This window comes from Halorientalis brevis, assembly GCF_023077655.1.
The window spans coordinates 131,240-146,272 of sequence record NZ_JALLGV010000008.1 but is presented as its reverse complement, the minus strand read 5'-3'; the positions used below and the strand labels follow the sequence as shown (position 1 = coordinate 146,272).

15 protein-coding genes are annotated in these 15,033 nt (G+C 65.0%); 4 read left to right on the top strand and 11 right to left on the bottom strand.

All coding sequences use genetic code 11. The features are described from left to right. Window positions 1-3: 3 nt before the first annotated feature. The 4 genes from hutI to MU553_RS18670 all read right to left on the bottom strand — a co-directional run bounded on the left by hutI (window position 4) and on the right by MU553_RS18670 (window position 4,379). Window positions 4-1,236: an imidazolonepropionase gene (hutI, locus tag MU553_RS18685; protein ID WP_247380506.1), complete on the bottom strand. Its 1,233-nt coding sequence runs from the start codon at window positions 1,234-1,236 to the stop codon at window positions 4-6. Continuing rightward, on the bottom strand, window positions 1,229-2,200 hold the full coding sequence (gene hutG, locus MU553_RS18680) for a formimidoylglutamase (protein WP_247380505.1): 972 nt from the start codon (window positions 2,198-2,200) through the stop codon (window positions 1,229-1,231). The genes hutI and hutG overlap by 8 nt, the downstream gene beginning before the upstream one ends. Then, on the bottom strand, window positions 2,197-3,942 hold the full coding sequence (gene hutU, locus MU553_RS18675; protein WP_247380502.1) for a urocanate hydratase: 1,746 nt from the start codon (window positions 3,940-3,942) through the stop codon (window positions 2,197-2,199). The genes hutG and hutU overlap by 4 nt, the downstream gene beginning before the upstream one ends. Window positions 3,943-4,007: 65 nt before the next feature. Beyond that, window positions 4,008-4,379, bottom strand: coding sequence for a methylglyoxal synthase (locus MU553_RS18670; RefSeq protein ID WP_247380500.1), 372 nt, complete (start codon window positions 4,377-4,379; stop codon window positions 4,008-4,010). 115 nt (window positions 4,380-4,494) lie between these two features. On the opposite strand from MU553_RS18670, the gene MU553_RS18665 reads away from it, so the two are divergent. Continuing rightward, window positions 4,495-6,951: a bacterio-opsin activator domain-containing protein gene (locus MU553_RS18665; protein ID WP_247380498.1), complete on the top strand. Its 2,457-nt coding sequence runs from the start codon at window positions 4,495-4,497 to the stop codon at window positions 6,949-6,951. Window positions 6,952-7,247: 296 nt separating this feature from the next. On the opposite strand, the gene MU553_RS18660 is transcribed toward MU553_RS18665, so the two are convergent. Both MU553_RS18660 and MU553_RS18655 read right to left on the bottom strand, forming a co-directional pair. Next, window positions 7,248-8,852 (bottom strand): hybrid sensor histidine kinase/response regulator, encoded by a 1,605-nt coding sequence (locus tag MU553_RS18660; protein ID WP_247380497.1) that lies wholly within the window; start codon window positions 8,850-8,852, stop codon window positions 7,248-7,250. Window positions 8,853-8,917: 65 nt separating this feature from the next. Further along, window positions 8,918-9,460 (bottom strand): deoxyuridine 5'-triphosphate nucleotidohydrolase, encoded by a 543-nt coding sequence (locus tag MU553_RS18655; protein ID WP_282594367.1) that lies wholly within the window; start codon window positions 9,458-9,460, stop codon window positions 8,918-8,920. A 164-nt stretch (window positions 9,461-9,624) separates the two neighbouring features. On the opposite strand from MU553_RS18655, the gene MU553_RS18650 reads away from it, so the two are divergent. Further along, a complete protein-coding gene (locus MU553_RS18650) occupies window positions 9,625-11,595 on the top strand; it encodes an aconitate hydratase (protein ID WP_247380493.1) in 1,971 nt (656 codons plus the stop codon). A gap of 227 nt (window positions 11,596-11,822) precedes the next feature. On the opposite strand, the gene MU553_RS18645 is transcribed toward MU553_RS18650, so the two are convergent. The 5 genes from MU553_RS18645 to MU553_RS18625 all read right to left on the bottom strand — a co-directional run bounded on the left by MU553_RS18645 (window position 11,823) and on the right by MU553_RS18625 (window position 13,967). Then, window positions 11,823-11,990 (bottom strand): hypothetical protein, encoded by a 168-nt coding sequence (locus MU553_RS18645; RefSeq protein ID WP_247380491.1) that lies wholly within the window; start codon window positions 11,988-11,990, stop codon window positions 11,823-11,825. A 372-nt stretch (window positions 11,991-12,362) separates the two neighbouring features. Further along, window positions 12,363-12,500, bottom strand: coding sequence for a hypothetical protein (locus MU553_RS18640; protein WP_247380489.1), 138 nt, complete (start codon window positions 12,498-12,500; stop codon window positions 12,363-12,365). Window positions 12,501-12,502: 2 nt separating this feature from the next. Next, window positions 12,503-13,057 (bottom strand): type II toxin-antitoxin system death-on-curing family toxin, encoded by a 555-nt coding sequence (locus MU553_RS18635; RefSeq protein ID WP_247380487.1) that lies wholly within the window; start codon window positions 13,055-13,057, stop codon window positions 12,503-12,505. A 254-nt stretch (window positions 13,058-13,311) separates the two neighbouring features. After that, the gene (locus tag MU553_RS18630; RefSeq protein ID WP_247380485.1) at window positions 13,312-13,707 is read right to left on the bottom strand and encodes a PIN domain-containing protein; all 396 of its coding nucleotides are present in this window, start codon (window positions 13,705-13,707) and stop codon (window positions 13,312-13,314) included. Beyond that, window positions 13,704-13,967 (bottom strand): antitoxin VapB family protein, encoded by a 264-nt coding sequence (locus MU553_RS18625; RefSeq protein WP_247380483.1) that lies wholly within the window; start codon window positions 13,965-13,967, stop codon window positions 13,704-13,706. Before MU553_RS18625 ends, MU553_RS18630 begins: the two co-directional genes overlap by 4 nt. A 406-nt stretch (window positions 13,968-14,373) precedes the next feature. Here MU553_RS18625 and MU553_RS18620 point away from each other — a divergent pair, with 406 nt between their 5' ends. Further along, window positions 14,374-14,655, top strand: coding sequence for a ribbon-helix-helix domain-containing protein (locus MU553_RS18620; RefSeq protein ID WP_247380480.1), 282 nt, complete (start codon window positions 14,374-14,376; stop codon window positions 14,653-14,655). Further along, window positions 14,648-14,932, top strand: coding sequence for a type II toxin-antitoxin system RelE family toxin (locus MU553_RS18615; protein WP_247380478.1), 285 nt, complete (start codon window positions 14,648-14,650; stop codon window positions 14,930-14,932). Before MU553_RS18620 ends, MU553_RS18615 begins: the two co-directional genes overlap by 8 nt. The last annotated feature ends 101 nt before the right edge of the window (window positions 14,933-15,033 follow it).

Here is a 15,033-nt window from a genome sequence, read left to right as displayed (position 1 = left end):
CGCTCACGCCGCTCCCTCCCGGTGGACGAGGGACCCCCGTTTGAGGACCGCGTCGACGACGTTCACGCCGACGTTGTACGGGACGTGGACGTGCGAGGGAGCGTCGAGCACGAGCAGGTCGGCGGGAGCGCCCTCGGTGAGGGTGCCCGTCCCGTCGTCGCGATTCAGCGCCGCTGCGCCCCGGCGCGTCGCCGCGAGCATCGCCTCGGCCGGAGCCATTCCCATGCCGGAACAGCCCAGCGCCACGGCAAAGCCCATGCTCTGTGAGTAGCAGTTCGGATTGCAGTCGGTCGCGATCGCGGGCGGTGCACCGGCGTCGGCGAACACGTCGGGGTCGGCGTAGTCGGCGCCCAGCGAGAACGCGGTCCCGGGAAGGAGGACGGGCGTCACGGCCGCGTCGGCCAGCGCAGCGGCGTCCGCGTCGGTCGCGTGCAGCAGGTGGTCGGCGCTGGCAGCCCCGAGGTCCGCTGCGAGTTGCGCACCGCCGAGTCGCGTGAACTCCTCGGCGTGGACCTTCGGCGTCAGCCCGTGGTCGCGACCGGCTTCGAGGACGCGTCGAGACTGCTCGACGGTGAACACGTCTTCCTCGCAGAACACGTCGCAGAACTCGGCGATCCCCTGGTCGGCGACCGCCGGGAGTTGCTCCTCGACGACCGCAGTGACGTAGTCGTCCACGTCGCGACCGTCTGGGACGGCGTGAGCGCCCATGAACGTCGGGACCACGTCGACCAGGTGCGCGTCGTCAGCGCGTGCGATCACGTCCAGCATTCGCAGTTCCGTCTCGCGATCCAGCCCGTACCCGGATTTCACCTCGACGGTCGTCGTCCCGTGGGCCAGCATGACGTCGAGTTCCCCGAGCAGGTTGTCGAGTAGCGTCTCGTCGCTGGCGTCTCTGACGGCGCGGACCGTTCGGAGGATGCCCCCGCCCTCGGCGAGGATTTCCTGGTAGGTCTTCCCCCGGAGTTTCGCGGCGAACTCGTCGGCGCGGTCGCCGGCGAAGAGCGCGTGCGTGTGCGAATCGACGAAGCCGGGGACGACAGCGCGGCCGTCGGCGTCGATGGCCGTCGCCGCGTTCGCCGGCGGATACTCGCGGGTCACCGCGTCCGTGGGACCGACGGCTGCAACGCGACCGTCGACGACGGCGACGGCTGCGTCCTCGTGAATGTCTGGGTCGGTCGGTCCGGAGGCAGTCACCACCTCGCCCGCGTCGTGGACGACGGCGGTCAGGTCAGTCATCCCCGGCCTCCCAGTCGTCACGGGCAGTGAGGGCAGACAGGAAGTGACCAATTGCACGTGCACCCGCCCGAGCAGTGCGGTCGCCCTCGTCGAGCGGGGGTGCACACTCGACCACCTCGAACCCGGCCACCCGGTCGTCGGTCGCCAGCAGCCGCAGGAGGCGGTACAGTTCCCGTGTGGTGAGCCCACCCGGCGTCGGGGCGCTCACGCCCGGGGCGGCCGCCGCGTCGAGTACGTCCACGTCGAGGCTCAGGTAGATCGCGTCGACGTCGGCCATGGCCTCGCGCAAGCGGTCGGCCGCCATCACGGTGTCCAGTCCCACTTCGTCGGCGGTGACGATGGTGCCACCGCGACTCGTGACGTACTCGGCGTAGGTCGTGCTCGTCTCGAAGTGACGCGCGCCGGCGACGGCGAAGGCGTCGAGACCGGCCTCGTGGAGCTGTCTGTAGGGGGTGCCGCTGGTCGGTTCGCCGCGCACTTCGCGGCAGTCCAGGTGGGCGTCGAAACTCACGACGCCGACCGACCCGCGGTCGAGGAGCGGCGCGACGTTGGCGTAGGTCAGCGAGTTGTCGCCGCCCAGGAACACCGGCAGCGCGCCCCGGTCGTAGACGCGCGCGGCCACGTCTCGAACCGTCTCCTGGACCTCGCTGGAGCGCATGGTCGTCCACTCGCCGGCGATGGCCGCGACGTTACCGAGGTCGCCCACCGAACTGACGGGGCCAGCGTCGAAGTGGTGGGTCTTCATCGCCGCCAGTTCCCGGCGGAGCGCCGACGGCCCCTCGCTGGCGCCCGGCCGTCCGATCACCGCGCCGTCGTACGGTTCGCCGACCAGCACCGCCGTCTCCTCGCTGGCCGTCGTCAGCGTCGCCGGGAAGACCACGTCGCCGAACTGCTCGTCGTTGGGATCGGTCGACGGCCCGTCCCACTCCGGCGGTTGCGTGAACGGGTGGTCCTCCCCGCTCATCGCTCGCGCTCCCGCATCGGAATCGGAACGCCCGACGCCTCGGCTTCGTCGAGTGCGGTCTCGTAGCCGGCGTCGGCGTGCCGGACGACGCCCATCCCGGGATCGGTCGTGAACACCCGGCGCGCTTTCTCGGCGGCCAGGTCCGACCCGTCGAGGACGACGTGGTTGTTCGTGTGCAGCGCGTTTCCGATGCCGACGCCGCCACCGTCGTGGACGCTGACGACGTCCGCGCCGGCCGCGCAGTTCAACAGCGCGTTCAGGATGGGCCAGTCGGCGATGGCGTCCGAACCGTCTTTCATCGCTTCCGTCTCGCGGTTGGGGGAGGCCACGCTCCCCGCGTCGAGGTGGTCGCGGGTGACGACGATCGGTGCCGCGATCTCCCCGTCCGCGACGAGGTCGTTGATGCGCAGGGCGAAGCGAGCGCGTTCGGTGAGACCGTCCGGGTCGTCGGCTGCTCGATAGCCGAGCCAGCAGACCCGCGACGGCAGCCCCTGGAACTCGACCTGCTCCTGTGCGAGGTCGATCCAGCGGTGGAGGGCGTCCTTCTCGGGGAACAGTTCCGTGACGGCCTCGTCGGTCCGGCGGATGTCGTCGGGGTCGCCCGAGAGCGCTACCCAGCGGAACGGTCCTTTCCCCCGGCAGAACAGCGGCCGGACGTACGCGGGGACGAACCCGGGGAAGTCGAACGCGGTCTCCATCCCGCGGTGTTCCCGGACCTGGCCGCGGATGTTGTTGCCGTACTCGAACGCCACCGCGCCCCGTTCCTGAAGGTCGAGGATGGCCTGGACGTGGCGTTCCATCGTGTCCAGCGATTCCGCGACGTACGTCTCGGGGTCTGCTTCGCGGCGGGCGTCCGCCGCCGCGACGGTGTAGCCCGACGGGTAGTACCCCTCTAACTCGTCGTGGGCGCTCGTCTGGTCGGTGACGACGTCGGGGATCTCGTTGCGGTCGACGAGTTCCGCCAGCATGTCCGCGGCGTTCATGTGGACGCCGACGCTGTACGGTTCGCCCCGGTCGGCGTACTCGGCAGCCTGCTGAAGAGCGACCTCCAGGTCGCTCGTTTTGTCCATCAGATAGCCGGTCTCGATGCGGCGGTCGATGCGGTCTTCGTCGACCTCCGCAGCGATGCAGACGCCGTGGTTCATCGTGACGGCGAGGGGTTGGGCACCCCCCATCCCGCCGAGGCCGCCCGTCGCCACGACCCTCCCTTCGAGGGAATTTTCCTCGAACTCCTGACGAGCGAGTTCCGCCAGCGTCTCGAACGTCCCCTGAATGATGCCCTGAGTACCGATGTACGCCCACGAGCCGGCGGTCATCTGGCCGTACATGATGAGGCCCCTCGCTTCGAGCTCGTGGAAGTGGTCCCAGTCGTCCCACTTCCCGACGAGGTTCGAGTTGGCGACGAGGACGCGGGGCGCGCGCTCGTGGGTCTCGAAGCGCCCGACGGGTTTGCCGGACTGGACCAGCAGCGTCTCGGCGTCGCCGAGGTCGCGGAGTTCGGCGAGGATGGCGTCGTAGGCGTCCCAGGAGCGAGCGGCCCGTCCGGTCCCGCCGTACACCACCAGCTCTTCGGGGTTCTCGGCGACCTCGGGGTCGAGGTTGTTGTTCAGCAGCCGGAGGGCCGCTTCCTGCCGCCAGCCCCGACACTCGATGTCGGTCCCCGTCGGCGCACCCCGGTACTCGCGCCACTGCTGGCTGGGTTCACCGACGTCGTGACCCGACTCCCCTGTTTGGTGTGCCATGACGTGCGTTAGGGGACGATCGGACGTAACTGTTGGGCGAGGCCGCTGACGGCCAGGCGTGGCCCCTACTCCGCGTCGAGGCCGTCGAGCAGGTAGCGGGCGCCGGTCTCCGTGGTGGCCAGTGGGACGTCGTGGACGTCACAGACGCGCAGGAGCGCGGAGATGTCCGGTTCGTGGGGCTGTGCGGTCAGCGGGTCGCGGAGGAAGACGATGCCGTCGACGGCGTCGTCGGCGACCTCGCTGGCGATCTGCACGTCGCCACCGAGCGGGCCGGAGGCCTTCCGCTCGACGGTCAGGTCGGTCTCTTCAGTGATCCGCTGACCGGTCGTCCCCGTGCCCAGGAGGTCGTAATCGGCGAGGGTCTCCTCGTACGCCTGGGCCATATCGATGATGTCGGGTTTCCGTTCGTCGTGGGCGATGAGCGCGACGCGCGTCATGGTACACCAGATGTGGCCGTGACACCGTATCCCTTCCGCCGCCGGTGAAAATCAGAATCTGAAACCTCGCCGCGAGCTTTATTCCCGGTGGGTTCGTCTCGCCGGTAGCTGACGTATGGGACGGAGCCGACGGGTTCTCGTGGTGGACCCGGACAGCGAGTGCAGGGAGTCGATAGTGACCGCGCTGGAGTCGCTCGACGAGACGACGGTCGAGACGGTCCAGGCCGACGGGATTCCCAGGGAGGTCACCGGTGACGACAGCCCCGCGTGTCTCGTCACCCGCCACGCGGCCGACGGACCGGACGTGCTGCCGGTGTTCGAGTCGGCCGACCACGACAGCGTCCCCGTGGTCGTCCTGCGCGACCCGGACAGCGAGGAGAGCGCCACCGATCTCCTCGACGCCGGCGCGCGGGAAGTCGTCGAGTACGAGGGAGAGTGGAAGCGCCTCCTTCAACGGAGGGTCGAGCGGGCGCTCGACGACGTGGGTCGACGGTCGGCCCTCGACACCTACGAGACGATCGTCGAGACGATGCGGGAGGGCGCGTTCGTGTTGGACGAGGACGGCGATCGGCTGTTCGTCGACGAGCGGACGAGCGAGGTGCTCGACCGGCCAGCGACCGAGTTGGTCGACGCGTCGGCGGAGAGTTACGCCGAGGCCGGGATCATCGACGAGGGGACGCTCACGCACTACCAGCAGCGCCGCGACGCGGTACTGTCGGGCGACAGCGAGAGCGAACAGATCGAAGTGGAGATGGACCTGCCGACCGCCGAGGAGTCGATCACGGCCGAAACCCGCCTCAGTCGGATCGACCGGAACGGCAGCGACGGGGCGGCCGTCGGCATCACCCGAGACATCTCCGAGCGGAAGGAACTGGAACGGCAGCTCCGAGACAGCGAACTCGCGCTCAGAGAGCTCACCGCGGTCTCCTCGCGGACGGACCTGACCTTCGAGGAGAAGGTCCAGCACGTCCTCGACATCGGCCGCGAGCGGGTCGGCCTCGAATCAGGGTTTCTCGCCGTCATCGACCCGAAAGTGAACCCCGAGCAGGCCGGCTTCCGGATCGTCGTCGACGACGGCAACGACGAGCAGTTCGCCGAGCGAACCGACCAGCCGCTGTCGAAGACGTACTGTCGGAAGACCATCGACGCGCACGGGCCGTTGGCGGTCACCGACGCCACCGAGGAAGGGTGGGAGGACGATCCCGCCTACGAGAAGTACGGACTGGGCTGCTATCTCGGCGGGACGGTGACCGTCGACGGCGAGCTGTACGGGACCCTCTGTTTCGCCGCACGCGAGGCGCGAACGGAGCCGTCCACCGAGAGCGAGCGCCAGTTCGTCGAACTACTCACCCAGTGGGTCAGCTTCGAACTCGAACGCCGCCGGCGCGAACACGAGCTCAGACAGTTGCTCGCCCGGATCAACGGCCTCATCCGCGACGTCATCGAGGTGCTCGTCGAGTCCGCGACCCACACGGAGATCAACGAGCGGGTGTGCGACCAGCTCGCGGCGGTCGACGGCTACGACCTCGCGTGGATCGGCGACGTCGGCGTCAGCGGCGGGTCGCTCGAACCGACCGCGTGGGCCGGCGAGACCGACCTCGACGTGGCCGACCTGTCGCTCCCGCTCGACGCCGACGAACCGGGGCCGAGCGTCCAGGCGCTCCGCGAGGGACGGACGCGACACCAGGAGTTCACCGCCGGTGCCGAGACCGGCGAGTTCGCGGCCGACTCGGAACACGGCCTCCGGGCAGCGATCGCCGTGCCGCTGACCTACAAGGACACCGAGTACGGCGTCATGACGGTCTACACGACCGATCCCGACGCGTTCGACGCACACGAGCAGGCCGTGCTCTCGACGCTGGGCCGCGCCATCGCGAACGCCTACAACGCCATCGAGACCGGGCGCATCCTCGGGACCGACCAGGTCGTCGAACTGCAGTTCACCGTCGGCGACGACGACCTGCTGTTCAACCGGGTCGCCGCCGCCGCGAACTGCCACCTGACCTACGCGGGCTCGGTCTACAAACCGGACGGCGCCCTGCGGCTGTTCGCCGAAGCGTCGGGAGCCGACGCCGAGGCAGTGCTGGCCGCCGCCGAAGAGGCGGGCGTCGAGAGCGCCGCCTGTCTCGCCGACGAGGACGAGCAGTTGTTCGAGTTCATCGTCACCGACGCGTTCGTCGAACTGCTGGCCGACCGCGGGGCAGTGATGCAGGCGTTGACGAGCGAAGCGGGGCAGGCGCGTGTGACGGTCGAACTGCCGGCGAAGGCCAGCGCCCGCGAGTTCTTCGAGTTCGTCGCCGACCGGTACGACGGAACGGACCTCGTCGGCTACCACGAACACGATCGCCCGGTCGAGACCCGCCAGGAGTTCCGGGCGGCGCTCGAAGACCGGTTGACCGACCGCCAGCAGACCGCGCTCCAGTCTGCGGTCCTCAGCGGCTTCTTCGAGTGGCCCCGCCCCGTCTCCGGCGACGAACTCGCCGAGTCGATGGACATCTCGCGCCCGACCTTCCACCAGCACCTCCGCGCGGCCGAGCGGAAGGTCTTCACGGAGTTGTTCGATCCCGAGTGACTCCCGCTGGCCAGCTACCTAACGAGATAGGCATATAGCATATACTGTTCCTCCCGATAACTAGTCGTGCGGTACCCGCCTGCTCGGGCGCTGCGTACCCAAGGCTCCGCTCCACACGCACCGAGTCGGCGACCGCACCGACGCAACGCCACCGTCACGGCGCCACCACACGACCCAGACCACCACACGGCTCCTGCTACCGCACGCCGGACGGACGGTACGAGCGTCTCTCTCGCAACCATCTTCTCAGAATCCCACACGTCGCGAGCGTCCACGCTGGCGAACCGGTCGCTCGATTAGTGCTGGTCGGCCAGATCCGGTTCCGACGCGCTCTGTCTGGTGAGGTCGCGGATCACGCCGGCCGTCCCCTGGTACGCCCCGTCGTCGTCCGCGAGGAGGCGAAACCGGACCTCACACGGGATCGACTCGCCATCGGCGGTCTGGACGTCGAGGGCGAGCGTGCCCACCTCCTGATCGGCGTCGCGGAGTTCGTCGCGCGCAGCGAGGGCGTTTTCGGTGTCCGCCTCGTCGAGGATGAGGCTGGCCGACGAACCCACGAGTTGCTCGCGACCGTACCCGGACAGGTCCGTCATCGCCTCGTTGACGGTCACGAAGCGGAAGTCGTTGTCGAGGACGTAGACGCCGTCGCCGACCGTCTCGACCATTGTCTCGTACTGTTCGAGTTCGCGCTCTCGTTCCTTGCGGTCGGTGACGTCGATCAGGGCACCGAGCAGTGCGGGCTCGCCTTCGTACTCGATGATGCCGCTGTGAACCTCGAAGACGAACTCCGTCCCGTCCTTCCGGACGCCGGTCAGTTCGTACTGCAACTCTCCGACGTCACCCTGCTCGCGGCGGTCGATGTTCTCCCGTAACAGGTCGTGGTCCTCCTCGGCGACGATGTCGAAGGCAGTCATGCCGTCAGTCATCTCCTCGGGCGTGTAGCCGAAGACGCTGGCCGCCTTGGGATTGACGTACTGGATGACGCCGTCCTGGATGATGTAGATCGCAAAGAGGTTCTGCTCGACGACGCGACGGTAGCGCTGTTTCGTCTGCCGGAGTTGGCCCTCGCGTTCCTTCTGTTCGGTGATGTCCGTGATGACGCCCTCCAGAACGGCAGTCCCGTCCGCGGTCGTCTCGACGGCGCGGCCCTGCTCCCAGACCCAGCGGGTCTCCCCCTGTTTCGTCTCGACGCGGTATTCCAGTTTGTACGGCACGCCGTCGTCGACCGCAGCCTGGACCGCCTCCCAGACGGCCTCCTGGTCCTCGGGATGAACGACGTCCTCGCCGTAGGAGACGTCGCCGCTCGTCAACTGGTCGGGCTCGTACCCAGTGACGTCGATCGACCCGTCGCTGACGAACGACATCGGCCAGTGCCGTTCGTTCCGAGCCCGGTAGACGATCCCCGGCAGGTTGCTCATCAGCGTCGAGAGCACCCGCTCGCTCTCTTCGAGCGCGTCGACGGTTCGCTGTTCGCCGACGGCCCGCTCGATTCGGTTGGCCAATAGGGTGTACTGATCGGTGCCGACCTCCTTCTGGAGGTAGTCGGTGACGCCCGCCGAGATCGCTTCGCTGGCGATCTCTTCGCTGCCTTTCCCGGTAAAGAGAATGAAGGGGAGGTCCGGGTGGGTCTCGCGAACGGCTTCGAGGAACTCCAGGCCGTTCATCCGCGGCATGTCGTAGTCACTGACGATGCAATCGACGTCGTCCTCGGCCAGTCGGTCGAGCGCGTCCTGCGCACTGGTTTCGGTCACGACCGAGAGCCGGTCGCCGACCTTCTCTAACCAGACTGCCGACGTTTCGACCAGGGTGGACTCGTCGTCGACGTGAAGGACGCGGATCTGGCGCTCACCAGTCACCGCGACTGGTTCACGATCCACCGGGTCACCCGCCGCGTCGCTCATTGGAGGAGGTTGGACAGGTCTACATATAAATAGTGCTTCAGTTTCGAAGCGGAAGTCGCGCAGAGTTACAGATGTTCGCCCTGGTACGACCCGTCGTAGGTCCCCTCGTGATCGGCACCGGCCAGCACCAACTGCGCGATGCGAGCACCGGGTTCGAGTTCGATCTCGTGGTGGACTTCAAGCAGCCCCTCGCCGCGACCCTCGTAGCCAGCGTCCCAGACGGCCGTATCGAGCATGCAGGAGTTACGTAACAGCGACGAGCGGGGGTAGAGGAAACCGACGTGTTCTTCCGGGATGGCGATGCGCTCGGCGTACCTGACGACGTACCCGCCCGGCTGCAGTCGGTAGAGTTCTCCGTCGTCGGTCTCCGCAGGGGTGAGTTCGCGGCGGTCGCCGATGGTCTTCCCGTCGCGTTCGATGCGGCCAGGACTCGTCTGCTCGAAGACGGCACCCAGCGTGAGGTCGACACCGTTGGGCTGTACCTGTTCGTCCCGGAGGTCGCCGAGTTGCTCGGCCAGAAAGGCCCCGCTTCTGAACATGCCTGGTGAGGTGGCGAGCGTGAGTAAAACACTGCCGGTCCGCGGCGCCTCGCAGGCGCGACGACGCATCCAGTCACCACTAACTGTTTATCTAGTATCTACCGCGTCAAAAAGCTGTCCGTGAAGGACCGAAAACAGGTCAAAGGGATACTAGTACTGTGGGATACAGTGGAATACACTAATTGAATTAACTCGCATGATTTATGGGCACGGACCCGTCACCGTCAGACGTTATGGGACAGACGCTTACTGAGAAGATTCTCGACGATCATCTCGTCGAAGGCGAACTCGAAACCGGTGAGGAGATCGGCATCGAGATCGACCAGGTCCTGACACAGGACACGACTGGCACGCTCGTATGGCTGCAGTTCGAGGCGCTCGGCCTGGACGAAGTCCAGACCGAACTCGCCGCACAGTACTGTGACCACCAGACCTACCAGTTCGACTTCAAGAACACGGACGACCACCGCTTCCTGCGCTCTGCGGCAGGCACGTTCGGTGCGTACTTCTCGCGCCCCGGCAACGGTATCTGCCACAACGTCCACAAGGAGAACTTCGCGGCCCCCGGCAAGACGCTGCTGGGCTCGGACTCCCACACGCCGACCCCCGGCGGGATGGGGCAGCTCGCCATCGGCTCCGGTGGCCTGGACGTCGCCGTCGCCATGGGTGGCGGTGCCTACTACATCGAGATGCCCGAAGTCGTCAACGTGCGTCTCGAAGGCGAACTCCCCGAGTGGGCGACCGCCAAGGACGTCATCCTCGAGATGCTGCGCCGCCTCTCCGTGAAAGGTGGCGTCGGCAAGATCTTCGAGTACACCGGGCCGGGCGTCGAGACGCTCACCGTGCCCGAGCGGACGACCATCACCAACATGGGCACCGAGCTCGGTGCTACCTCCTCGGTCTTCCCGACCGACGAGAAGACCAGAGACTTCCTCGAGCGCGTCGGCCGTGAGGACGAGTACGTCGAGATCGGCCCCGACGAGGACGCCGAGTACGACGACCAGATCACCATCGACCTCTCCGAGCTCGAGCCGCTCATCGCCGAGCCCTCGATGCCCGACAACGTCGTGCCCGTCCGCGAAGTCGAGGGGCAGGACGTCGAGCAGGTCATCGTCGGCTCCTGTACGAACGGCGGCTACGCGGACATCCTCCCGGCAGCGAAGATGCTGGAAGGCCGCGAAGTCGACATGAAGACCGAGATGATCGTCGCACCCGGCTCCAAGCAGGCCTCCGAGATCCTCGCCCGCCAGGGCTGGAGCGCCGAGATGATGGCCGCCGGTGTGAACTTCTCCGAGGCGACGTGCGGTGCCTGTATCGGCATCGGCCACGTGCCCGCCTCCGATTCGGTCTCGCTGCGTACCTTCAACCGCAACTTCGAGGGTCGCTCCGGGATCGAAGACGACAACGTCTACCTCTGTTCGCCCGAGGTTGCCACCGCGGCAGCCATCAAAGGCGAGATCGTCGACCCGCGTGACCTCGCGGACGAACTCGGCGACATGGAGGCACCCGGTCTGGAGCTGCCCGACAAGTTCGACGGCTCCAAGACGGACATCATCGAGCCCGAGGAGGCCGTCGACGACGACCTCGTCAAGGGCCCGAACATCGGCGACGTCCCGCTGAAGGACGAACTCGACGCCGACATCGAAGGGGAAGCGCTCCTGAAGATGGACGACAACATCACGACCGACCACATCATCCCTGCGACCCAGGACATCCTGATGTACCGGTCGAACATCCCGAAGCTCTCCGAGTTCACCCTCTCGCGCGTCGACGACACCTTCGCCGACCGCGCGCTCGACGCCGACGGCGGCTTCCTCGTCGCCGGCGAGAACTACGGCCAGGGCTCCTCGCGTGAGCACGCCGCACTGTGCCCGATGTACCTCGGTATCGAGGGCGTCCTCGCACAGAGCTTCGCCCGCATCCACAAGGCGAACCTGTTCAACTTCGGCATCATCCCGCTCTCGATCGACGCCGACGACTACGAGCAGATCGACCAGGGCGACGACATCGAGATCGTCGACGACGTCGCCGAGGCCGTTCGCTCGGGGCAGGAGGAGTTCACCGTCCGCGTCAACGACGACTGGGAACTCACCGCCACGCTCGACGCCTCCGAGCGCGAACGCGAGATCCTCGCCGACGGCGGGAAGCTCCCCCACACCAAAAAGCAGACCGAAGGCAGCGGCGCCGCGCCCGCCGACGACTAGATCGCTCCGTAACTCTCACGTTTTTTCGACTCGCTCGCCGCGTAGCCGCAGCTTGGCCAGCAGCGCAGTTCGCAGGCGAGTCGTTTCGACAGGACCTGGCGGTCCACTCCAACACCGGCTCGGACTACGGGCCGGGTAGTATCTCACCAGCCGACGCCACGGTGTTACCACTCGTCGATCGGTAGCAGAAAAATGTCCGTGGCCGGTATAACGAAAGAACAGCCGGATTAGGCGACGAAGCCGTTCCAGCCGCAGTCCACACACCCGAGCACTCCCTGCCCGTCGAGGACGCTGCTCTCACACTCGGGGCAGGTCGCCACGTGGCTCGGCACCGCATCGTAGTCCGCCGTTAGTCCGCCAGTCACCGTCTTCGTAGATTTGAGTTTGAGTGCCATCTGGGTCACACCTCCGGTCGGGTTACCACACCTGGCCCCAGACGGGGCCGTTCGACCGTACCTGAAAATTCGGCCCATCCGTATAAAGAGATGCCCGTTTATATACCCCCAAATCGCCAGACGGCAGGTTAGAGTGATGATGACCTAATATGCATAATAATATCACGACCAGTGACAGAACAGAGTCGACTGACGCTGTCGCTGGGCAGGCGTCGTGTTTGTATCAGGAGTGATGGTACGCCACGTTGAGAGTGGTGGCTCGGGTGAATTCCTCGTCACAAGGGGCTCAGAGGGGGTAACTGTTCGTCACGGCCACCAGCGAGAGATAGAGTGCCGTGTCGGAAAAACTCGTCTATCGAATCGGACGGACCGTCACTCGTACGCGAGTTCTTCGTAAATCTCTTCGTGCTCGTCGAGATCCTGTCTTCCGAGGAACCGAATCAGGTATCGCCTGGCCTCCTCGGGTGACAGATCGTCCGGCAGACTGGGTCCGTCGCTCTCAGCAGCCATATCTAGTTGTTACTACGCGAGTCTGAGTCATAATCGTTGGGTTCACCGCGGTTCTGGCTCTCGGACGGGTCGGGCTCGATATCATCCGGGATTCGTTCAGCGTCCATAATTTGTGCTAACCACAACTCGATTGTCGCTTTGTATTCCGGTTCGAGTGGCTCAGTGTGTTCGCGGAGATACGAAAGAACGACTTCTTTCTCGACGTTCGTTTCGTCCGTAGCCAACGTTTTCAGAATCTCCTTGATCTGACGGTCGTACGCGAACTCCAGTCCGTTCAACGCGCAGAAGACACGGACCGACATGAGTGCCGTTCGTTTGTTCCCGTCGACGAACGGATGGTTGACGTCGATGAGACGGAGTAGCTGGAACGCTTTCTCGTGGAACGACTCGGGGACGTGGCCAAAGTGACCCTCACGGATGTGCTCGACGGCGTATTCGATGTCGCCGGTCGAGGCGACGCCAGCCTCAGTATCCTCGTTCGACTCGACGATCAGCTCGTGGATCGCGAGGATGTCGTCTGTAGCGAGGTAGTTGAACGAGTCTGATCCCTCGGCCATCACTCTCGGCTATCGTCGGTAGACGTATCCAAGTACTGATTTCGGAAACTGACTGTTGCTTCCGACGGATCTATTAATAGAACCTGGCTCTCAGAGGGGGTAACTGTTCGTCACTGCCACCAGTCGCAAGTTGCAGTCCGTGGCCCAAAAGCAATCCGTTCTACCCTCTACCTGCAACCGCGTGTGGTCACACCGAAACCGGACTTCACGAAGGTTCGTCGGTCACGTCTATCTGCTACCCAGTCGGAGCAATCTCAGTATTCTTCCACATCAACGACTTTCTTGGTCTCTTCGTGCGTGAGATCTCCATCTGCCGAAACCACCGGCGCATCTAGCTCACGCCCGACGGCGGCGATAAGCGCGTCGAGACCGCCGAGGAACGGACCCTCGGGCCCGACCTCGTTTGCAATCTCACCTGCGAGGACAGCCGTGTGTTCGTCGACAGCGTGTTTCTCGCCCCACGCGAGGTCAGCACGGGCATCCTCCACATCGCCACCCGGGAAGTTCCCTTCCCCGACCAACACCTCGGCGTACGCCGGGACCGGAATCACCCACCGCTCGGAGTCCCCACCTTCGTCCTCGTAGAACTCCTTGGTCGCCACGACGCCGTTGAGGTAGTCGATGAGAAAACTCGCGTCGAGAACCTTCATGCGTCCGGGTCCTCGCCCTCGTCACCGCCCAGTCGCCGCATCCGCGCTTTCCGCTTCTCTTTGGCCTGCTCGCGCTGTTCGCGAACCCGCTCGGCCTTCTCGTCTGACCACCGGCCGAACCCGTCATAGAAGTCCCCGCCTTCTTCCTCTTCGAGAACACGCTCGAGGACATCGTTGTACGACTCACCCTCGTGCCGGCGTCGATCGAGGATACGCTTCACCCGGTCGCTGACTCGAATCTGCTCGTCGGCTGTTGCCATCGTTACGTTGACGTTGGCGTTGACATCGGTTAATTGTTTGCCCGGGCAGCCCCGTTCGGAATCTATTCATACTTCTGTTGACATTGGTCAGCAACCGATACATGTCGAGTATACAACACCTCCACAGAAACCTGTCACTGTTGGGGAAACCGTCGAGACAGCCAATCTATTAATAGAACCTGGCTCTCAGCGGGGGTAACATTTCGTCACTGCCACCAGTCGCAGGTTGCAGACCGTGGCTGAAAAGCAATCCGTTCCGGCACCGCCCCAGACCGCACAAATCAGCGTACCGTGATAAAAAGAGCGTGCTGACTACAGAACGCGTAGTCGGTAGAAACACTTCGGACAGAGGTATGCCTGCTATCGGACGAAACGACTATGCGTAAGACTAACGTATTACTTCTATATGTCTGAAGCAACTACAGGCGGTGACGACGGAGACGAAATCGTCACGGTGAACTTCAAGGCCACCGAGTCGTTCCTCGACGACATCGACGACACGTGGCAGGGCCGTGGCTTCAACAGCCGAAGTGAGTTCATTCGCTATACGCTCCGGGACGCGATCGAATTTCCGACGTTCGACCGCGACGAACTCATCGCACTGCTCAAAGCCGAGGAAGAGGTCCGCGAGGGGGAGACGATGAGTGCTGCCGAGGCACGCGAGCAGTTCGGCACGAACGATGAGTGACGACGGATGGGTGTGGGAACTCTCCTCGACAGCACAGGACGATATCGGTTCACTCGATCCTGCTGAACAGGATCAGATCCTCGACAAACTCGATGAGGTTGTCGACTCGCCGTGGCGTGATCCGCCCGACTACGGTGAACCGCTCCAGAACAGCCCATATAAGAAGATACGAATCGGTGAGTTTCGTCTCTCAGTAACGTTCAAACGGGGCGACCAGCGTCTCGTCGTCGCACGAATCAAACGTCGCGGCGGTGCATACACTGCCGATGATGATTAACCGGTCTCCCGGAATCCCGGATGTGGCCGATATACGCCTTGTATGCAGTACGACCACTGGAACCTGTAACTGTTGGAGAATTCGATAAGACCAACAATCTA

Coding starts and splice junctions, on each gene's coding strand:
- hutI (WP_247380506.1), bottom strand. CDS start 1,236: ATGACTGACCTGACCGCCGTCGTCCACGACGCGGGCGAGGTGGTGACT.
- hutG (WP_247380505.1), bottom strand. CDS start 2,200: ATGAGCGGGGAGGACCACCCGTTCACGCAACCGCCGGAGTGGGACGGG.
- hutU (WP_247380502.1), bottom strand. CDS start 3,942: ATGGCACACCAAACAGGGGAGTCGGGTCACGACGTCGGTGAACCCAGC.
- MU553_RS18670 (WP_247380500.1), bottom strand. CDS start 4,379: ATGACGCGCGTCGCGCTCATCGCCCACGACGAACGGAAACCCGACATC.
- MU553_RS18665 (WP_247380498.1), top strand. CDS start 4,495: ATGGGACGGAGCCGACGGGTTCTCGTGGTGGACCCGGACAGCGAGTGC.
- MU553_RS18660 (WP_247380497.1), bottom strand. CDS start 8,852: ATGAGCGACGCGGCGGGTGACCCGGTGGATCGTGAACCAGTCGCGGTG.
- MU553_RS18655 (WP_282594367.1), bottom strand. CDS start 9,460: ATGCGTCGTCGCGCCTGCGAGGCGCCGCGGACCGGCAGTGTTTTACTC.
- MU553_RS18650 (WP_247380493.1), top strand. CDS start 9,625: ATGGGACAGACGCTTACTGAGAAGATTCTCGACGATCATCTCGTCGAA.
- MU553_RS18645 (WP_247380491.1), bottom strand. CDS start 11,990: ATGGCACTCAAACTCAAATCTACGAAGACGGTGACTGGCGGACTAACG.
- MU553_RS18640 (WP_247380489.1), bottom strand. CDS start 12,500: ATGGCTGCTGAGAGCGACGGACCCAGTCTGCCGGACGATCTGTCACCC.
- MU553_RS18635 (WP_247380487.1), bottom strand. CDS start 13,057: ATGGCCGAGGGATCAGACTCGTTCAACTACCTCGCTACAGACGACATC.
- MU553_RS18630 (WP_247380485.1), bottom strand. CDS start 13,707: ATGAAGGTTCTCGACGCGAGTTTTCTCATCGACTACCTCAACGGCGTC.
- MU553_RS18625 (WP_247380483.1), bottom strand. CDS start 13,967: ATGGCAACAGCCGACGAGCAGATTCGAGTCAGCGACCGGGTGAAGCGT.
- MU553_RS18620 (WP_247380480.1), top strand. CDS start 14,374: ATGTCTGAAGCAACTACAGGCGGTGACGACGGAGACGAAATCGTCACG.
- MU553_RS18615 (WP_247380478.1), top strand. CDS start 14,648: ATGAGTGACGACGGATGGGTGTGGGAACTCTCCTCGACAGCACAGGAC.